The 18,173-nt window shown below is 73.0% G+C and carries 11 protein-coding genes and 1 pseudogene; 9 read left to right on the top strand and 3 right to left on the bottom strand.

Features of this window, described 5'->3' with window-relative positions; all coding sequences use genetic code 11:
- Window positions 1-39: 39 nt before the first annotated feature.
- Window positions 40-2,496 (bottom strand): SpoIIE family protein phosphatase, encoded by a 2,457-nt coding sequence (locus OHT51_RS03880; protein ID WP_328877454.1) that lies wholly within the window; start codon window positions 2,494-2,496, stop codon window positions 40-42.
- Between the two features lie 189 nt (window positions 2,497-2,685).
- On the opposite strand from OHT51_RS03880, the gene lanKC reads away from it, so the two are divergent.
- The 4 genes from lanKC to OHT51_RS43295 all read left to right on the top strand — a co-directional run bounded on the left by lanKC (window position 2,686) and on the right by OHT51_RS43295 (window position 9,233).
- Window positions 2,686-5,358: a class III lanthionine synthetase LanKC gene (gene lanKC / locus OHT51_RS03885; protein ID WP_328877455.1), complete on the top strand. Its 2,673-nt coding sequence runs from the start codon at window positions 2,686-2,688 to the stop codon at window positions 5,356-5,358.
- Window positions 5,359-5,403: 45 nt separating this feature from the next.
- Window positions 5,404-5,514 (top strand): SapB/AmfS family lanthipeptide, encoded by a 111-nt coding sequence (locus tag OHT51_RS03890; protein ID WP_048578973.1) that lies wholly within the window; start codon window positions 5,404-5,406, stop codon window positions 5,512-5,514.
- Window positions 5,515-5,649: 135 nt separating this feature from the next.
- A complete protein-coding gene (locus OHT51_RS03895; protein ID WP_328877456.1) occupies window positions 5,650-7,320 on the top strand; it encodes an ABC transporter ATP-binding protein in 1,671 nt (556 codons plus the stop codon).
- Entirely contained in the window at window positions 7,317-9,233 is a 1,917-nt protein-coding gene (locus OHT51_RS43295; protein WP_443052398.1) for an ATP-binding cassette domain-containing protein, read from the top strand. Before OHT51_RS03895 ends, OHT51_RS43295 begins: the two co-directional genes overlap by 4 nt.
- Here the strand turns inward: OHT51_RS43295 and OHT51_RS03905 are convergent.
- Window positions 9,156-9,779 (bottom strand): annotated as a pseudogene (locus OHT51_RS03905) (LuxR C-terminal-related transcriptional regulator); the annotation flags it as partial. The gene OHT51_RS43295 and the pseudogene OHT51_RS03905 overlap by 78 nt on opposite strands.
- A gap of 261 nt (window positions 9,780-10,040) precedes the next feature.
- Between OHT51_RS03905 and OHT51_RS03910 the strand changes: the two are divergent.
- Window positions 10,041-12,191: a PP2C family protein-serine/threonine phosphatase gene (locus tag OHT51_RS03910; protein WP_328884235.1), complete on the top strand. Its 2,151-nt coding sequence runs from the start codon at window positions 10,041-10,043 to the stop codon at window positions 12,189-12,191.
- Between the two features lie 104 nt (window positions 12,192-12,295).
- Here OHT51_RS03910 and OHT51_RS03915 read toward each other — a convergent pair whose 3' ends face one another.
- Complete coding sequence (locus OHT51_RS03915; protein WP_328877458.1) at window positions 12,296-13,660, bottom strand: S1 family peptidase; 1,365 nt, start codon at window positions 13,658-13,660, stop codon at window positions 12,296-12,298.
- 186 nt (window positions 13,661-13,846) lie between these two features.
- Between OHT51_RS03915 and OHT51_RS03920 the strand changes: the two genes are divergently transcribed.
- From OHT51_RS03920 to OHT51_RS03935, 4 genes are all read left to right on the top strand, one after another.
- Entirely contained in the window at window positions 13,847-14,260 is a 414-nt protein-coding gene (locus OHT51_RS03920; protein ID WP_328877459.1) for a PaaI family thioesterase, read from the top strand.
- 529 nt (window positions 14,261-14,789) lie between these two features.
- Window positions 14,790-15,005 (top strand): hypothetical protein, encoded by a 216-nt coding sequence (locus OHT51_RS03925; protein WP_030052098.1) that lies wholly within the window; start codon window positions 14,790-14,792, stop codon window positions 15,003-15,005.
- 142 nt (window positions 15,006-15,147) lie between these two features.
- Window positions 15,148-15,954 (top strand): HlyD family efflux transporter periplasmic adaptor subunit, encoded by an 807-nt coding sequence (locus tag OHT51_RS03930; protein ID WP_328877460.1) that lies wholly within the window; start codon window positions 15,148-15,150, stop codon window positions 15,952-15,954.
- The gene (locus tag OHT51_RS03935) at window positions 15,951-18,173 is read left to right on the top strand and encodes an NHLP family bacteriocin export ABC transporter peptidase/permease/ATPase subunit (RefSeq protein WP_328877461.1); all 2,223 of its coding nucleotides are present in this window, start codon (window positions 15,951-15,953) and stop codon (window positions 18,171-18,173) included. Before OHT51_RS03930 ends, OHT51_RS03935 begins: the two co-directional genes overlap by 4 nt.

Genomic DNA, 18,173 nt, shown 5'->3' on the forward strand with positions numbered 1-18,173 from the left:
GCAACTTCCATGCCACCGACCGTTCACCGGAGCGCTCCGTCAGCCGCCGAGGACGATCTCGCTCCACACCTGTTTTCCGCCACTGACCGGCACGGTTCCCCATGACGCCGCCATCGCCTCGACCAGGAGGATGCCGCGCCCGCCGGTGGCCTCCCAGCTGATGCCGGCCGGTTTGACCGGCGTACGCGGCGAGGAGTCGGCGACCGCCACGCGCAACCGGCGGTTGACGAAGGTGAGGTCGAGGCGGACCCGGCCGTCGGTGTGCACGAGGGCGTTGGTGACGAGTTCGGAGACGACGAGCAGGACGGCGTCCATGTCCTTTGGTAGCACCCCCCAGGCGCGCAGGGTCCGTCGGGTGAAGCGGCGGGCGTGACCGACCGCCTGCGGTACGCGCCAGACGGTCCAGCTCTCGCGCAGGGGCCGTACGGCCATGCCGTCGTAGCGCATCAGGAGCAGGGCGATGTCGTCGCTGCGGCGGGCGCCCACGAGCAGGGCGTCGGCGACGAGGCCGAGGTGGGCGGGGTCGGAGCGGGCGAGTTCGCGGGCGAGCCGGGCCATGCCGGTGTCGATGTCGGAGTCGGCGGACTCGACGAGGCCGTCGGTGGTCAGGGCGACCACCGTGCCGGGCTGCAGGCCGAGCGGGCTCATCGGGAAGCCGGCCTGCCGCAGCACGCCGAGCGGCGGGCCGCCCTCCGCCTCGACGATCTCCGTGCTGCCGTCCGGGTGGCGCAGGACCGGCGGGGGGTGACCGGCGCGCACACACCAGGCGGAGCCCTCCTCCAAGTCGACGTCGACGTAGCAGCAGGTGGCGAAGAGGTCGGTCTCCATGTCCATGAGGAGGCGGTTGGCGTGGTCGACGACGACGTCCGGGGGGTGCCCTTCGGCGGCGTAGGCGCGCAGCGCGGTGCGCATCTGGCCCATCAGGGTGGCGGCGGCCGCGCTGTGGCCCTGGACGTCGCCGATGACCAGGGCGACGTGGTTGTCGGGCAGCGGGATCACGTCGTACCAGTCGCCGCCGACCTCCAGTCCGGCGGTGGTGGGCAGGTAGCGGGCGACGGCCTCCGCGCCGGGCAGCCGGGGCAGGCGGCGCGGCAGCAGCTGGCGCTGGAGCATGCCGACGAGTTCGTGTTCGGCGTCGAAGGCGTGGGCGCGCAGCAGGGCCTGCCCCGCGAGGCCCGCGGAGGCGGTGAGCAGGGCGCGCTCGTCGGGCCCGAAGTCGTGCGGGGCGTCCCAGCCGATCAGGCAGGCGCCGACCATCCGGCCCCCGGCGGGCAGCGGCAGGACGGCCAGGCCGCCGGGGCCGACGTCGGCGAGGGCCGGTTCCAGCGGGCTGCCGGCGGGCCAGATCTGGGCGCGGCCCTCGCGCAGGGCGGCGGCGAGGGTGGGCATCGCGCGCACGGGCGCGTCCGGCCATTCGGTACGCCACTCCACGCGCCACAGCTGAGGCCAGGACTCGGGGTCGGGCGGGTCGAGGACGGTGACGACGAGACGGTCGTTCTCCAGCTCGGCGAGGGCGATGCGGTCGGCGCGCAGCGGCCCCCGCAGAGCGGTGACAACGGCGTGGCTGACGTCGCGGACGGTGCCCGCGGTGGCGAGCGCGGCGGCGAGACGCTGGACGCGGGCCACGTCGGTGACCTCGGCGCGCAGGGTGGAGGCGTCGGCGACGGTGCCGACGATGCGGGCCGGGAGTCCCTCGCCACCCGGCAGCAGACGCCCGCGCAGCCTGAGCCATCTGGGCGGGCCTGCGGGCTGCAGGACCCGGAACTCCAGGTCGCGGTCGCCGAGGGCCGTGTGGTCGGCCTCTACGACGGACATCAGGGACGGCAGGTCCTCGGGGACGGTGAGGCCCAGCAGCGTCTCGACCTTGCCGTCGAACTCGTCCGGGCCGAGACCGAACAGCGCCAGGATGTCGTCGCCGACCTCGACGCGGCCGGTGTCCATGGCGAGGCTGAACGCGTTGGCCGGCAGCTCGCCCCCGTCCGTTGCCGCAGGCAGGGCGGGGAAGGCGACGGCATCGGCGATCAGCTCCAGGCACTCCCGGTCGTTGGAGTCGAACCCGCCGGGGCGCTCGCTCACGGCCAGCAGACAGCCGCCGCCCTCGTCGCCGTGGGTCGGCAGGGCCGCCAGGAAGAAGTCCCGGCCGGATGTCCGTCGGGACTCCGTTCGCGCGGCCAGTTCCGCCGGGCCGAGCCACCGTGCGTGTCCGGTGCGCAGGGCGCCGGCCACCGCGGACCGGCCCGAGCGCGGGTAGCTGTCGCGCAGCCCGTAGAAGGTCCTCGGGACACCGGCGGACTCGACCAGGCACAGCAGGTCCTCGTCCTCGCCCGGCGCGTACACGGCGGCGAGTGTCGCTCCGCCGAAGACGAGGGCCTGTTCCAGCAGGCGGCGCAGTCGGTCCGGTGAGCCGGGCTCGGCGGCGACCGTCTTGAGGGCAACTTCGGCACGCAGCCTTCTCGTTCCGCGTCCCGCGGCGCCCTCACCGACCACGTCCGCCATTACAGCGCTAATGAGACACCTGCGCAGCCCCTGTGGCGCGTTCCGTGGGGCGGTCGGGATTCCGGTGCTCGAAAGGCCCCGAACAAGTCTTTACGCATGCGTTCCGCACGGTGATCTCGTGACAGTCGTGACTGTCCGTAGCCGTTGCATCGCTGGAAGTCTCGGTGCCGGGCCAGCTGAGGGGGACGCATGGACAAGCGCTACGAGGTGTACGCGCTCGCCGACAGGCACTTCTACGAGACGCCGGACCGGCTGTCCGCGGGCACGCAGGGTGCCGCGCGTCTGTACGAGGCGGCGCGGGACGAGGTCCCCGAGGGCTGGACGGCGGCACGGATCGGCGACTGGCTGACGCTGACGCCGCTCGGCCCGGACGGCGCCCCAATGCAGGGCCCGGCGCAGGGCTGGAAGATCCATGCCTCGGCCACCCTGGCGAACGCGGAGAAGATCGCGCGGATCGTGTGGGACTACTGCGTGCCGCGGGGCATCCCGTTCAAGTTCGTGCCCGGCCCGCAGCTGCTGCATCTGCGCAACGCCAAGTACGCGGGCCGCGACTCCAGCGGCAAGTTCGTCACCGTGTACCCGGCCGGCGAAGCGCAGCTCCACACGGTGCTGCGCGAGTTGGGCCGGCTGCTTGAGGGGTTCGAGGGGCCGTACATCCTCACCGATCTGCGCTGGGGGGACGGTCCGCTGTACGTGCGCTACGGCGCCTTCGCGCGCCTCTTCGTCGTCGACGACCGCGGTTCGCTGGTGCCGGCGGTGCGGGACGGGGAGGGCCAGTTGGTGCCGGACCGGCGGGCGCCGTCGTTCCAGGTGCCGGAGTGGGTGACGCTGCCCGCGTTCCTCGCGCCGCAGCTGGCGGCCCGCAACACCACGACGGTCGGCGAGTTGCCGTACCGCATCGAGAAGGCGCTGCACTTCTCCAACGGCGGCGGGGTGTACGCGGGCACCGACACGCGGGACGGACGCAAGGTGGTCCTCAAGGAAGGCCGGCCGCACGCGGGCCTCGCCGCTGACGGCGCGGACGCCGTGACCCGGCTGGAGCGGGAGCGGCAGGCGCTCGAGCAGCTGGCGGGAACCGGTGTGGTGCCCGAGGTGCGCGACTGGTTCCTGCTCGGCGAACACCGCTTCCTGGTCATGGACTTCGTGGACGGGCGCCCCCTCAACTCCTTCTTCGCCGAACGACACCCGCTGATCGGCCCGGACCCGGATCCGCGCGCCGTGGCCGACTACACGGCCTGGGCCCTGCGCATCCACCGGGCCGTGGAGAGCGCGGTGGAGGCGGTGCACGCGCGCGGGATCGTCTTCAACGACCTGCATGTCTTCAACATCATGGTCGCCCCCGACGAGGAGTCGGTGTCCCTGCTCGACTTCGAGGCGGCGGCCCCGGTGGGCGAGAACGGCCGCCAGGTCGTCGCCCACCCCGGCTTCCTGGCCCCGGGCGACCGCAGGGGCGTCGACGTCGACCGCTATGCACTGGCCTGTCTGAGGCTGGCGATGTTCCTGCCGATCACCTCGTTGTTCGTGGTGGACCGCGACAAGGCGGCGCATCTGGCGGACGTGATCATGGGTCAGTTCCCGGACGTACCACGGGAGTTCCTGGACGAGGCGGTCGCCGAGATCTGCCGGGACGTGACCGGTCCCGAGCGTGCCACGCACTCGGCCCGTGCCGCCTCCGCGTCCTTCGTGGAGCCCGGCGACTGGCCCTACAGCCGCGATTCGATGGTCAAGGCGCTGCTCGCCTCGGCCACCCCGGAGCGTGAGGACCGGCTCTTCCCGGGCGACGTCGCCCAGTTCTCCGACGGCGGCGGGCTGGGCATCGCCCATGGCGCGGCCGGCGTGCTGTACGCCCTGGCCGCGACCGGCGCCGAGCGCTACGACGAGGGCGAACGCTGGCTGCTCGACCGCACCGACCCGCCACCGGTGGGCACTCCGCTCGGCCTGTACGACGGTCTCGCGGGCGTGGCCCACGTCCTCGACATGCTCGGCCACCGGCAGCGGGCCCTGGACCTGATCGACACGGCCCTGCGCGAGAGGTGGCAGCGGCTCTCCTCCGACCTGCGCGGCGGACTGGCCGGGCTGGGGCTGGTCCTCGGCGGGCTCGCCGACGCCACCGGGGAGCCGGAGCTGCGCGAGCGGGCGGCGGAGGCCGCGGACATCCTCGTACAGCGGCTGACCGCACCGCCGACGTCCGGGGCCCGGCCGCGCGCCGGACTGCTGCGGGGCGCGAGCGGGCCCGCGCTGTTCCTGCTGCGCCAGTACGAACGGACCGGCGAGCGGCGGCTGCTGGACGCGGCCGGCGAGGCGCTGCGCCAGGACCTGGCGTGCTGCGTGGAGCAGAAGGGCGGCTCGCTGGAGGTCGACGAGGGCTGGCGGACCATGCCGTATCTGGGCGACGGGAGCGTCGGGGTGGGGATGGTCGTCGACGACTACCTCGCGCACGCCGCCGGCAGCGGAGGCGGGCGCTCCGAGCGGGACTCCGGCGTCGGCATCGACGCCTTCGAGCAGGCCCGCGCCGGCATCCTCACCGCCGCCACCTCACGCTTCTACGCCCAGCCCGGCCTCTTCCAGGGACGCGCCGGGATGATCCTGCACCTCAGCCGCACGACGGCACCGGGCGCGGACGCGGACCGGCTGGCCGGGCAGATCGCCGGGCTCGGCTGGTACGCGATGTCCTACCAGAGCCAACTGGCCTTCCCCGGACACCAGATGATGCGGCTCTCCATGGACCTGGGCACCGGAACGGCCGGCTGCCTGCTCGCGCTCGGAGCCGCCCTCGGCGCCGACGCGGCGAGCGCCACCCCGGCCCACCTGCCCTTCCTCCCGCCGCCGACGCGGCACCCGGAACGCGGCTCCGCCACCTGACGGAGTCGTGACACAACCCCGTCCCCACCAACGAGAGGACCCGACATGGCACTGCTCGACCTGCAGACGATGGAGACCGAGGAGTACACCGGCGGCGGCAGCGTGGCCAGCCTGCTCCTGTGCGCGAGCCAGGCCAGCATCACGCTCTGTCTCTGACGGACATCGCGCAACCGCGGCCCCGGGCGGTCTCCCTCCCTCACGGGAGGGCCGCCCGGGGCCCTTGCCCCGACGAGGGAGCGAGGCCGCAGCCGAATGAGGGGCACGACGACTCCTGCCGACGACGCTTCGGGCATGCTGCTGCGCGCCGCCACCCGGCACAGCGGGGCCCGTACGGCGGCCCTGTGCCTGATGACCCTCGCCGCGACCGGGACCGGGCTGCTGCTGCCCGCCGCGCTCGGGCGGACCCTGGACCTCCTTCTGGCGCGGGCACCGGCGACGGGCTGGGTGCTGTGCTGCGCCGGACTCGTGCTGCTGCTCGCTCTGCTGGACGGATGCCAGAGCGTCCTCGTCGGCACCGTCGATGCCCGGACGACCGCCTGGCTGCGGCGGCGGCTGTCCGGCCATGTCCTGGCCGTCGGCCCACGGGCCAACGCCCGCTTCGGGTCCGGTGATCTGGTCGCACGGCTCGTCGGCAACGCCGCTCAGGCCGGCACGGCACCGGCAGCCCGTGCCGCACTGCTCGCCGCGCTCGCCGGGCCGGTCGGCGGCATCGTCGCCCTCGGCCTGACCGACCTGTGGCTCGCGGCCGTGTTCCTCGCCGGGGCGCCGGTTCTGGCCGCCCTGCTGCGGACCTTCGCGCGCGACACCTCCCGCTGCATGACCCGCTACCAGCGGGAACAGGGCCGGATCGCCGCCGCACTCGTCGAAGCCGTCGACGGCCGGCGCACCATCCACGCGGCGGGTGCGACGGACCGGGAGACGGCACGGATCCTGCGGCCGCTGCCCGAACTCTCCCGCGCGGGGCATCGCATGTGGCGGGTGCAGGGGCGGGCCGCCGCCCAGGCCGTCACCGTGGCCCCGCTGCTGCAGCTCGGTGTCGTCGCGGCAGCCGGCACCCTGCTCACCCAACACAGGCTGTCCGTCGGCGAGATGCTCGCCGCCTCCCGTTACGCGGTGCTGGCGACCGGCGTCGGCGTGCTGGTCGCGCAGCTCGCGAGCCTGGCCCGCGCCAGGGCGGCGGCCGGACGCCTCGGCGAGGTCGTCGCCGAACCCGCCCCCGCCCATGGCGTGCGCCGCCTGCCTCCCGGTCCCGGCCGCCTGGAGCTGCGCGGAGTGACCGCCCGGCGCGGCGGACACACCGTGCTGGACGGGATCGACCTGGTCGTCCCCGGCGGGACCACCCTGGCCGTGGTCGGACGCTCGGGCGCGGGCAAGTCCCTGCTCGCCGCCATCGCCGGGCGGCTCGCCGACCCGGACGACGGCGAAGTCCTGCTCGACGGAGTGCCGGTGCGCGAGCTGGCCCACGACGACCTGCGCCGCGCCGTGGCCCACGCCTTCGAACGCCCTGTCCTGCTGGGCGGCACCGTCGAGGACGCGATCGGCCTGGGCCTGCCGGACCCCTCCCCCACCCGCATCCGGGAGGCCGCCCGTACGGCCCACGCGGACGACTTCATCCGCCGCCTGCCCCACGGCTACGGCACCGCACTTGCCGACGCCCCGCGCTCCGGCGGCGAGTCCCAACGCCTCGGACTCGCCCGGGCATTCGCCCACGACGGCCGCCTGCTGATCCTCGACGACGCGCTGTCCAGCCTCGACACCGTGACGGAGGCCCGTATCGCCGAGGCCCTGACCGGGGGCTCGTCCGCCACCCGCCTCCTGGTCGCCCACCGGGCGGCGACGGCGGCCCGCGCCGACGCGGTGGCCTGGCTGGACGGCGGACGGGTGCGTGCGGTGGGGCCGCACGAGGAGCTGTGGGGGATCGCCGAGTACCGGGAGGCTTTCGCCGGGGAGGGATCGGCGTGACCCGCGGGCTGCACCCGCGCGCGGTGCGCTTCCTGCTGGCCCGATGGCCCGTCCTCGTACGGCTGGCCCTCTGGTCGGTGCTGGAGACGGGTCAGAGTTTCCTCATCGGATACGCCCCGGCCCGCGCCCTGGACGACGGGTTCCTCCGGGGCCGTACGGAGGTCGGGCTCGGGTGGCTTGCTGTCGCCGGTCTCGGGGTCGTCGTCGGCGCGTACGGCACGGCTCGTGTGTACGGGGCGGTCGCGGCGCTGGTCGAGCCGCTGAGGGACCGGCTGGTGACGCGGGTGGTCGAGCGCGGGGTGCGGGAGGCGGACCGCGGGGCGCTGTCCGGGCTCACCCAGCAGGTGGAGATCGCGCGGGACACCTTCGCGGGCCTGGTCATGGTGTCGCGGTCGTTCGTGTTCACCGCGGTAGGCGCCCTGGCCGGCCTGTTCTCGCTGGCCCCATTGCTGCTGCTCGTCGTCCTGCCGCCGCTGGCCGCGGGGGTGGGCCTGTTCGCGGCGACGCTGCGTCCACTGGCCCGCAGACAGGAGGTCTTCCTCTCCGCCGACGAGGCCCTGGCCGACCGGCTCGGCGCCGTCTGCCCCGGGCTGCGGGACATCACGGCGGCCGGCGCGGAGGACCGGGTCGCCGCCGACGCCGGGGAGCTCGTGGACGCCGAGCTGCGGGCCGCCCGGTCCCTCGCCCGCTTCGGGGTGCTCCGCGTGGCCGCCCTCGCCCTCGGCGGACAGCTCCCGATCGTGCTGCTCCTCGCCACCGCGCCCTGGCTCCTCCGCCACGGCGTCACCACCGGCGCCCTGGTGGGCGCCCTCGCCTACGTCACCCAGTCCCTGCTCCCCGCCCTGCACAACCTGGTCCACGGCCTGGGCACGAGCGGGTCGCGGCTGGCGGTGGTGATACGGCGGCTGGTGCCGGAGGAGGGCGGCTCGGACAGGGCCCGGGGCGACACACCCGTCGCCACCGAGGCCCACCCCTCGACCACGCCCCACACCGACACCCCGCAGCCGCCGCCCTCTCCCCCGCCCACCGACGCCCCCGCCCTCACGCTCACCTCCGTCACCTTCGCCTACGGCCCCACCGCACTCCCCGTGATCGACGACCTCGACCTCACCCTCCCGACCGGCTCCCACCTGGCCGTCGTCGGGCCGAGCGGGATCGGGAAGTCCACGCTGACGGCGCTGGTGGCCGGGCTGCTGGAGCCCCGGTGCGGCACGATCCGGGTGTGCGGGGAGGCGGTGCCGGGGCGGGGTGCGTTCGCGCGGCGGGTGCTCATTCCGCAGGAGGCGTACGTGTTCACCGGCACCCTCGCCGAGAACCTCGCCCTGCTGCGGCCCGACCCGGTCCCCGACGCGGAGCTGCTCGCCGCCGCCGAGGCGGTCGGACTGGCGCCGCTGCTCGACGCGCTGGGCGGGCCGGAGGGCCGGGTGGATCCCGGGGCGCTGTCCGCGGGTGAGCGGCAGTTGATCGCGCTGACCCGGGCCCACCTGTCGTACGCCCCGCTCGCGCTGCTCGACGAGGCGACCTGTCATCTCGACGCGCGGGCCGAGGAACGCGCGGAGCAGGCCTTCGCGGCCCGCCCCGGCGGCACGCTGGTCGTCGTCGCCCACCGCATCAGCTCGGCCCGCCGTGCCGACCGCGTCCTGATGATGGACGGCCGCGACACGGCGTACGGGACGCACGACGAGCTCGTACGGCGCTCGGCGCGCTATCGCGAACTCGTCGGCGGCTGGACGCCCGTGTCGCGGCAGCGGTCAGAGCCAGCCCTCGCCCTGGGATATACGGATCGCGTCGATGCGGTTGCGGGCCCCGGTCTTGCGGGTGATGGCCGCCATGTAGTTGCGCACCGTCCCGTGGGACAGGTGCAGGCTCCCGGCGATCTCCGCGACGGAGGCTCCCTCCGCCGCGAGGGATAACACGCTGAGCTCACGCCGGGTCAGCGGCATCTCGGCGGCCTTGAGGAAAGCAAAGCCCAGCGAATCGTCGACGAAACGTTCCCCCTCGGCGACGCGCCGGATTCCGCGCACCAGCCGGTCCGGCGAGCCCTCCTTGTCGACGTACCCGAGCGCCCCCGCCTCCAGGGCCCGCTTCAGCAGCCCCGGCCGGTGAGCGCTCGCCAGCACCAGCAGATGCGGCGGGGTCCTGCCCACGTCGCGTACGCGGAGCTCGCCGAGCGGCGGGATGCCGTACGAGTCCGTGCACTCCAGGTCCACCGCGCACACGTCCGGCCGGACGGAACGCGCGCGTGCGGGCGCGCTGCGCCAAGGGGCGTCGTACACCTCCAGGCCCCGTTCCCGGCGCAGCCACTCCGCCAGCACCGATCGCACCAGACACGCGTCATGCACCACAAGGACCCGGATCACTGCCGCCCCTCCAGCCCGCCGTTCGTCGCTCCCATGGTGTTGAGCGCGTGCCCCATTGTTGGCGTCCGTGACCGTCTGCGGGCGCGAAGATCCGGCCATCAGGGTGCGCGGGGGCGCACGCGAGGCGCCCGTACGCCGGGGTCGCGCATCGACTGTGGGGGCATGGGGCGACGGCAAGGGGGTAAGCCCCCTCGCTGCGGGGACGCCGACGTCACGATGCGGCGCGCCCGGACCCTGCGCTGGGTCCCCGCTCCGCTCGTCGGGCGACCCCGCGGGACGCGGTGCCGCTCGCCGTGCGCGTCGGGCCGTGAGGAGGGAGATTTGAAGCCCTGGAACCCGTCGCGCGGCCCTGCGGAGGAGGTGGTCGGCGTGTCCGACGGGCAGACGTCCGCCCAGGCGCCGGCGGCCGCGCGGACGCGGGTCGGCCGGCCGCTCCTGTCGCTGGCGCTTGCCTCGATGCTGGACGAGGTGCACGCGCACTCCGGTGCGGTGTATCTGCTGGCGGCCGACGAGCCCGTGCTGGAGATGGCGGTGATGGCCGGCCTGCCCCGGGCGTTCGCGGCGCCCTGGGAGCGGGTCGGGCTGAGCGCGCCGATCCCGGTCGCGGAGGCCGTGCGTGAGCGGCGGCTCGTCTGGGTCAGGGGCGAGGAGGACATGGCGGCCCGCTATCCGCGGATCGCCGTCGTGCTGCCGTATCCGTTCGCGCTGGCCGCGCTGCCCGTGGCCACCGAGACCACCGCCTACGGCGCGATCTTCGTGACCTGGCCCGGCGCACACCCCCCGGAGCTGTCGGAGCGGGAGCGCGACCATCTCACCGCCGCCTGCCGACGGCTCGCGGTGCGGCTTGAACGCGCCCTGGAGGAAAGCCTTCCGCCGCTGCCGGAGCCCGATCTGGTCGCCGGGCCGGCGTTCAGCGGCGCCGCCGGCACACTCGGCACGGTGGAGGCGGCACGCATGGTGGCGCGGCTGCCGTACGGGCTGTGCTCGCTCGATCTGCACGGCCGGGTCAGCTTCGCCAACCCCGCGGCGGCCGAGCTGATCGGCGTCCCGGTCAACCGCCTGCTGGGCAACCAGCTGTGGGCGTCCGTGCCCTGGCTGAACGACCCCGTGTACGAGGACCGGTACCGGGCCGCGCTGATGAGCCAGCACACCACGTCCTTCCTGGCGTTGCGTCCGCCCGGTGACTGGCTGTCGTTCCGCATGTATCCGAGCACGACCGGTCTGAGCGTGCGGATCAGCAGGGCCCGCGCGGTGGCGGAGATGGGCCGCAGTGGGCCGCGGCAGGACGACGCGCCGGGCCGGCTGGTGACCATCTCCCAGGTGCTGAGCCTGGCGGGCGCGCTCACCGAGGCGGCGGGTGTGCAGGACGTGGTGCAGCTGGTCGCGGACGAGATCGTCCCGGCCGTCGGCAGCCAGGCGCTGGTCGTCCTGGGGTCGCGGGCGGGCCGGCTGCACGTGCTCGGTCACCGCGGCTATCCGGATCCGCGGATCGTGGAGCGCTTCGACGGCCTGCCGCTCACCGAGCAGACCCCGGGCACGCACGCCCTGACCACCGGCGTGCCCGCGTTCTTCGACTCCCAGCAGGAGCTGGAGCGCCTGTACCCGACGCGGCACTCGACGCCCGACGGCTTCGCGGCCTGGGCGTATCTGCCGCTGATCGCCTCGGGGCGGCCGGTGGGCACCTGTGTGCTCGCCTACTCGGAGCGGCATCCCTTCCCGGCGGACGAGCGGGCGGTCCTGACCAGCCTGGGCGGGCTCATCGCACAGGCGCTGGAGCGCGCTCTGCTCTACGACGTCAAGCACCAGCTGGCGCACGGACTGCAGGCCGCTCTGCTCCCGCACTCGCTGCCTCCGCTGCCGGGCGTCGAAGCGGCCGCGCGCTATCTGCCCGCCACCCAGGGCATGGAGATCGGCGGCGACTTCTACGACCTGGTGCCGACGGAGGACGGCCTGACGGCGGCGGTGATCGGGGACGTGCAGGGGCACAACGTCACCGCGGCCGGCCTGATGGGCCAGATCCGCACCGCCGTACGGGCGTACACGACCGTCGGTCAGGCCCCGGAGGAGGTCATGCGCAGCACCAACCGGCTGCTGCTGGACCTCGGCTCGGACCTGTTCGCCAGCTGTCTGTACCTGCGCCTCGATCCGGAACACGGGCGGGCGGTGATGGCCCGTGCCGGGCACCCGCCGCCGCTGCTGCGACGGCCGGACGGACGCGTGCGGGTGCTCGACCTCGCGGGGGGCCCGCTGCTGGGCATCGACGGCTCACCCACGTATCCGACGACGGAGGTCGAGCTCACGCCCGGCTGTGTGCTGGTCCTCTACACCGACGGGCTGATCGAGTCCCCCGGCGTCGACATCGAGGACGCGCTCGCCGAGCTCGGCCAGTTGCTCGCCGAGGCCGGGGAGCTGCCCTTGGACGAACTCGCCGATCTGCTGGTGCAGCACAGCGCGTCCAGGCACGAGCGTGTCGACGACGTGGCGCTGCTGTTGTTGCGGGCGCGCGGCTGACGCCTTTGGACACGACAGCGGTCCGACCCTCCCGCCGGAGGGCCGGACCGCGTTGTCGTCCGGATCAGTCGGATCAGTCGGATCCGTGTGCCGGTGTCAGGGCGTCAGTTCCCGACGCCGTTTCCGACGATCTCGCCGAGGCCGTTGCCCGTGCCGTCGGCGTTGCCGCCGCCGACCTCTTCACCGGCACCTGCCTCCTCGCCCGCACCGGCTTCCTGACCGGCACCGGCCTCCTCGCCCGCACCGGCCTCTTCACCGGCACCGGCCTCCTCGCCCGCGCCCGCTTCCTCGCCCGCGCCGGCCTCTTCACCCGCGCCGGCTTCGTCACCGGCACCCGCGCCGCCGCCCGCGGCGTCACCGCCGAGGGTCGCGCCGACCGCCTCCAGGGCGGTGGTCACCGGCTGGAAGAAGGTCTCGCCGCCGACCGTGCAGTCACCGCTGCCACCGGAGGTCAGGCCGATCGCCAGGCCGTCCTGGGTGAACAGGGAGCCGCCGCTGTCTCCGGGCTCGGCGCAGACGTCGGTCTGGATGAGCCCGGTGACGGTGCCCTCCGGGTAGTTGACGGTCGCGTCGAGTCCGAGGACCTGACCGTCGTTCAGTCCGGTGGTGCTGCCCATCCGGAAGACCTGGAGTCCCACCTCGGCGTCCGCGGCCTGGCTGATCGGGACGGCCTGGTCGCCGACGTTGACCTCGCTCGGCGCCTCGGTCGCCGGGTCGTCGTACTTCACGAGCGCGAAGTCGCCGTCGCCGGGGAAGGTGGACTGGTCGACGGTGGCGATGGGCTGGCCGCCCTCGGTGTCCGACCACTCGTTGCCGCCGAGGGAGCAGTGACCGGCGGTCAGGAAGGCGGGGGTGCCGTCGCCCGCGGTGACGTTGAAGCCCGCGGAGCAGCGTGAGCCGCCGGCGAAGATGGCGTCGCCGCCGGAGAGGAACGTCTTGAAGGTGCCGGCCGACTTCTTGATGGTCGCCATGCCCGAACCGAGGCCGTCGACGGTCGACTCCAGCTGGTCCCAGTTGTCGCCGGTGACGGTGCTGTCGGCGGTGACGAGGATCTTGTTCGTTCTGGGGTCGACCGACCAGGCCGTGCCCGGGATGGTCGCCTCGGACTTCAGGGTCTGGGCGCCGGACGCGAGTTCGTTCAGGCTGTTCTCGACCTCGCGGACCTTCGCGCCGGCCTTCTTCGCCTGGACGATCACGTTGTTGTTGTCGCCGGGGATGACATTGACGACGAGCTGCTGGCTCTCGGCGTCGTAGTACGAACCGGCGAAGGCGTCGCCCAGCATTCCCGCGAGCTGCGAGGCGAGATCCGACGCGTCCCCCGCCTTCAGGGTCTTGGGAGCGGCGGCGCTGTCCGTCGCGGCGTCCTGCGACGCGTTGGCGTTGGGCAGCAGGATCGCGGCCGCTCCGAGCGCCACCACGCTGCCCGCTGCTATCGCGGCCTTGCGCTTCGGAATTCGCTTGTGACTCAAACTTCTCGACCTCCTGGGGGACGGGGTCTGTGCCGCCTTGTGCGGCAGCTTTTCGGGGCGCCTGGTTGGCAGTTGGTACGCACGGGCCGCACGGGGCGTTCAATTCCGTTTCAACGCGTCGCGTTCGCAACACCGAATCGGCCAAGGACCGCACCTGCCGGTCCGGCGGCGGGAACAATCCCCCATATGACGATGACCACCGCTGAAGCCGACAAGATCCTCTCCGCCAACTTCGCCCCCTGGGTCCTCGAACTGGGCCTGTCCGTCCAGTCGGTGGAGGGCCCCCGCGCGGTCCTGCGCCTGCCCTGGTCGGACGGACTGGCCCGGGAGGGCGGCGCCCTGTCGGGCCAGGCGCTGATGGCCGCGGCCGACACCGCCACCGTGATCGCCGTGTCGGCGGCGCGCGGCTCGTACGGGCCGATGACGACGGTGCAGCAGTCGACGTCATTTCAGCGCGCGGTGATCGGTTCGGATGTCCTGATCGAAGCGGTCGTCACCAAGCTGGGCCGTCGCATGGCGTTCGCCGACATCGCGATGACCTCCGAGGCGTCGGGGGACATCGCGGCCCGGGCGAGCACGGTGTACGCGCTTCTGGGCTGATCCGAGCCGATCCCGAGCCGACCTCGAGGCGACCCCGAGCCGATCCCGAGCTGACACGATCCGCTACCGATCAGTAACGGTCGGTTGAGAAAGTGGAGCGGAATCCATGCTTCAGCGAATCTACACATTCAATACTCAACGAAGTCACCGGCGGCCGAGGTTCTGCACAGGGGCGCTACCGGCGGTCACCCCCTTGAGACCGGAGTGTCGCATTCGCCGCCACCTTCACGTCCCCCTTCCGAGGCGATGCAACAGCTCGCCCGAGCCGATGCTGTGACGCATGTGAAGAAGTCGCCGACAAGGCGTGGGCACTTCTGCACGGATCGATGCCGCCGAGATCAAAGTGCCCTGGTGAGGCCGAAGTTTGATTGGAAGCCCGCGCCCACAGCGTGCTTTGATCCATCGCACCGCAGGGGTCGTGAGCGGTTCCCGGAAACGGGCGCCGGACGCCTGCGGTCGCGGCCGTCATCTGTCCCCAGAGGGGGCCGCTCCCCCTTGTGAGATATCCATTAGGAAGGGAAGTTCCATCATGAACTCCACCCCCCAGGTTGCGACCGTCGAGATCTCCGACGCCGAGCTCGACAACGTCTCCGGCGGCCTGCAGGTCAACGCCGTGAACGGTGCCCTCGACGCTGTCAACGGCATCGCCCCGGTCTCCGGCCTGGTCGACACGGTCGTCGGCACCGTGGAGGGTGTCACCGGCCTGAACACCGCCCCGGTCTCGGGTCTGGTTGCCGGTCTCTGATCGCACCTTTCATACCTCTGAGTCCCGGAGCCATTCCCCGGCTCCGGGGCTCTTGGGTGCCTGAAAACAGACGGGCACCGTCCGCACCACGACCGGCCCACGCGCGCCGGTCTCCACTCATCCTCAGGTGAGGGAAAGTTCCGTGCAGTTCCGCCAACAGGCCCTCGCCAAGCTCCAGTCACCGGAGGAGCTCGACCTTCCGGTGCGCTTCGCCCGCCCGCAGGGCTGGCTGGTCCTCTCCGTGACCGTCATCGTCATGGCCGCCGCGTCCGTGTGGGCGGTGACCGGCTCGGTCGCCTCCACCGTCGGCGCGCCCGCCATCCTCACCCACGGGCAGGGCAGTTACATCCTGCAGAGCCCGGTCGCCGGGCAGGTCACCGCGGTCCTGGCCAAGCAGGGCCAGCAGCTGCCCGCCAAGTCCCCCGTCCTGAAGGTCCGTACGGCCGAGGGCGAGACGGTCGTCCGTACGGTCGCCGCGGGCCGGGTCACCGGGCTCGCCGCCACCATCGGGCAGATCATCCAGACCGGCGCGAACGTGGCCGCCGTGGAGAAGGTCGCCGACACCAAGGACCCGCTGTACGCGACGGTGTACGTTCCCGCCGAGAACGCGGCGTCCATCCCCGACAAGGCTGCCGTGGACCTGACCGTCCAGTCGGTGCCCACCCAGGAGTACGGCGTCCTGCGCGGCCATGTGGAGTCGGTCGACCGTGCCGTGCAGTCGGCGCAGCAGATCGCCGCGTTCCTCGGGGACAACCAGCTCGGCGAGCAGTTCACCAAGGACGGCAGGCCGGTCGCCGTACTGGTGAAGCTGGACGAGAAGTCGAGCACCGAGAGCGGCTACAAGTGGTCGTCCGCGGACGGCCCGCCCTTCTCCCTCACCTCCATGACCATGGCCGACGCCTCGATCCGGCTGGCCGACGAGCGTCCCGTCGATTGGCTGCTGCCGTGAGCGCCGCACAGGAGACGCGCAGCAGGCGCCGCGCCGCACCGCCGAAGCGCCCCGTGCCCAAGGGGAAGTCGAAGACCGTCCGCACGCCCACCGTGCTCCAGATGGAGGCCGTGGAGTGCGGGGCCGCCTCCCTCGCGATGGTGCTGGGCCACTACGGCCGCCATGTCCCGCTGGAGGAACTGCGCATAGCGTGCGGTGTCTCCCGCGACGGGTCGCGCGCCAGCAACCTCCTGAAGGCCGCCCGCAGCTACGGGCTGACGGCCAAGGGCATGCAGATGGACACGGCCGCCCTCGCCGAGGTGAAGACGCCGGCCGTCCTGTTCTGGGAGTTCAACCACTACGTCGTCTACGACGGCATGGGCCGCCGCTTCGGCCGCCGGGGCGTCTACGTCAACGACCCCGCCAAGGGCCGCCGCTTCGTGCCCATGGAGGACTTCGACGGCAGCTTCACCGGTGTCGTCCTGGTCATGGAGCCCGGCGAGAGCTTCAGCAAGGGCGGGCGCAAGCCGGGCGTGCTCGGCGCGATGCCGGCCCGGCTGCGCGGCACCGCGGGCACGATGCCCGCCGCGGTACTGGCGAGCCTCCTCCTGGTGGTGGTCGGCGCGGCGGTGCCCGCGCTGAGCCGCACCTACATCGACATGTTCCTCATCGGCGGCCAGACCTCCCTGCTGGGCGTGCTGTTCGCGTCGATGGGGACCTGTGTCGCGTTCACCGTGGTGCTGACCTGGCTGCAACAGGCGAACCTGCTGCGCGGCCGGATCATCTCCTCCACCCTCTCCAGCGCCCGCTTCCTGCGCCATCTGCTGCGGCTGCCGGTGACGTTCTTCTCCCAGCGCAGCCCGGCCGACCTGGTGCAGCGGCTCCAGTCGAACGACGCGGTGTCCGAGACGCTGGCCCGTGACCTCGCGGCGGCGGGCGTGGACGCGGTGGTCGTCGTCCTCTACGCGATCCTCCTCTATACCTACGACCCCCAGCTCACCTTCGTCGGCATCGGCGTCGCCCTCCTGAATGTCGTCGCCATGCGCGTCGTCATCCGCCTGCGCGCGACCCGTACGGCGAAGCTGCGCGCGGACAGCGCCCGCCTCACCAACACCGCGTACACCGGCCTTCAGCTGATCGAGACGATGAAGGCGACCGGCGGCGAGGACGGCTACTTCCGCAAGTGGGCCGGACAGCACGCCACCACGCTGGAGGAGCAGCAGCGCCTCGGCGTGCCGAGTGCCTGGCTGGGCGTGGTGGCCCCCACGCTCGCCACGCTCAACAGCGCGCTCATCCTCTGGATCGGCGGTATGCGGGCGATCGAGGGCGGCATATCCGTCGGTCTGCTGGTCGCCTTCCAGGCCCTGGTCACCCGCTTCACCGCCCCGATCACCCGCCTGAACGGCGTCGCGGGCCGCATCCAGGACTTCGCCGCCGACGTGGCCCGCCTCAAGGACGTGGAGAACTTCGAGGCGGACCCGCTCTACGGCCGCCCCGGCGCGGGCGATTCGACACGCCGGCTGCACGGCCACGTCGAGCTGCAGAACATCACCTTCGGCTACAGCCCGCTCGACAAGCCCCTGCTCACCGGCTTCGACCTGACCGTCGGCCCCGGCCGACAGGTGGCCCTGGTCGGCGGCTCCGGCAGTGGCAAGTCGACGGTGTCCCGCCTCATATCGGGTCTGTACGCCCCTTGGGAGGGCGTCATCCGCATCGACGACCAGCGCATCGAGGACATCCCGCGCGGCGCGCTCGCGGCCTCCGTCTCCTTCGTCGACCAGGAGGTCTTCCTGTTCGAGGGCACGGTCCGCGACAACGTGGCGCTGTGGGACCCGTCGATCCCGGACGAGGCGGTGGTGGACGCGCTGCGCGACGCGGCGCTGTACGACGTGGTCATGCGCCGCCCGGGCGGCATCCGGAGCAGGGTCGAGCAGGACGGCCGCAACTTCTCCGGCGGGCAGCGCCAGCGCCTGGAGATCGCGCGGGCGCTGGTGCGCAGGCCGAGCATCCTGGTGCTGGACGAGGTGACGAGCGCGCTGGACGCCGAGACCGAACAGATCGTGATGGACAACCTGCGCAAGCGCGGCTGTGCCTGTGTGGTGATCGCGCACCGGCTCAGCACCGTGCGTGACAGCGACGAGATCGTCGTACTCCAGCACGGCACGATCGTGGAACGCGGCCGGCACGAGGACCTGGTGGCACGCGGCGGCGCGTACGCGGCACTGGTCAAGGAGCGGTGA

The organism is Streptomyces sp. NBC_00299 (assembly GCF_036173045.1).
GTDB lineage: Bacteria > Actinomycetota > Actinomycetes > Streptomycetales > Streptomycetaceae > Streptomyces > Streptomyces machairae.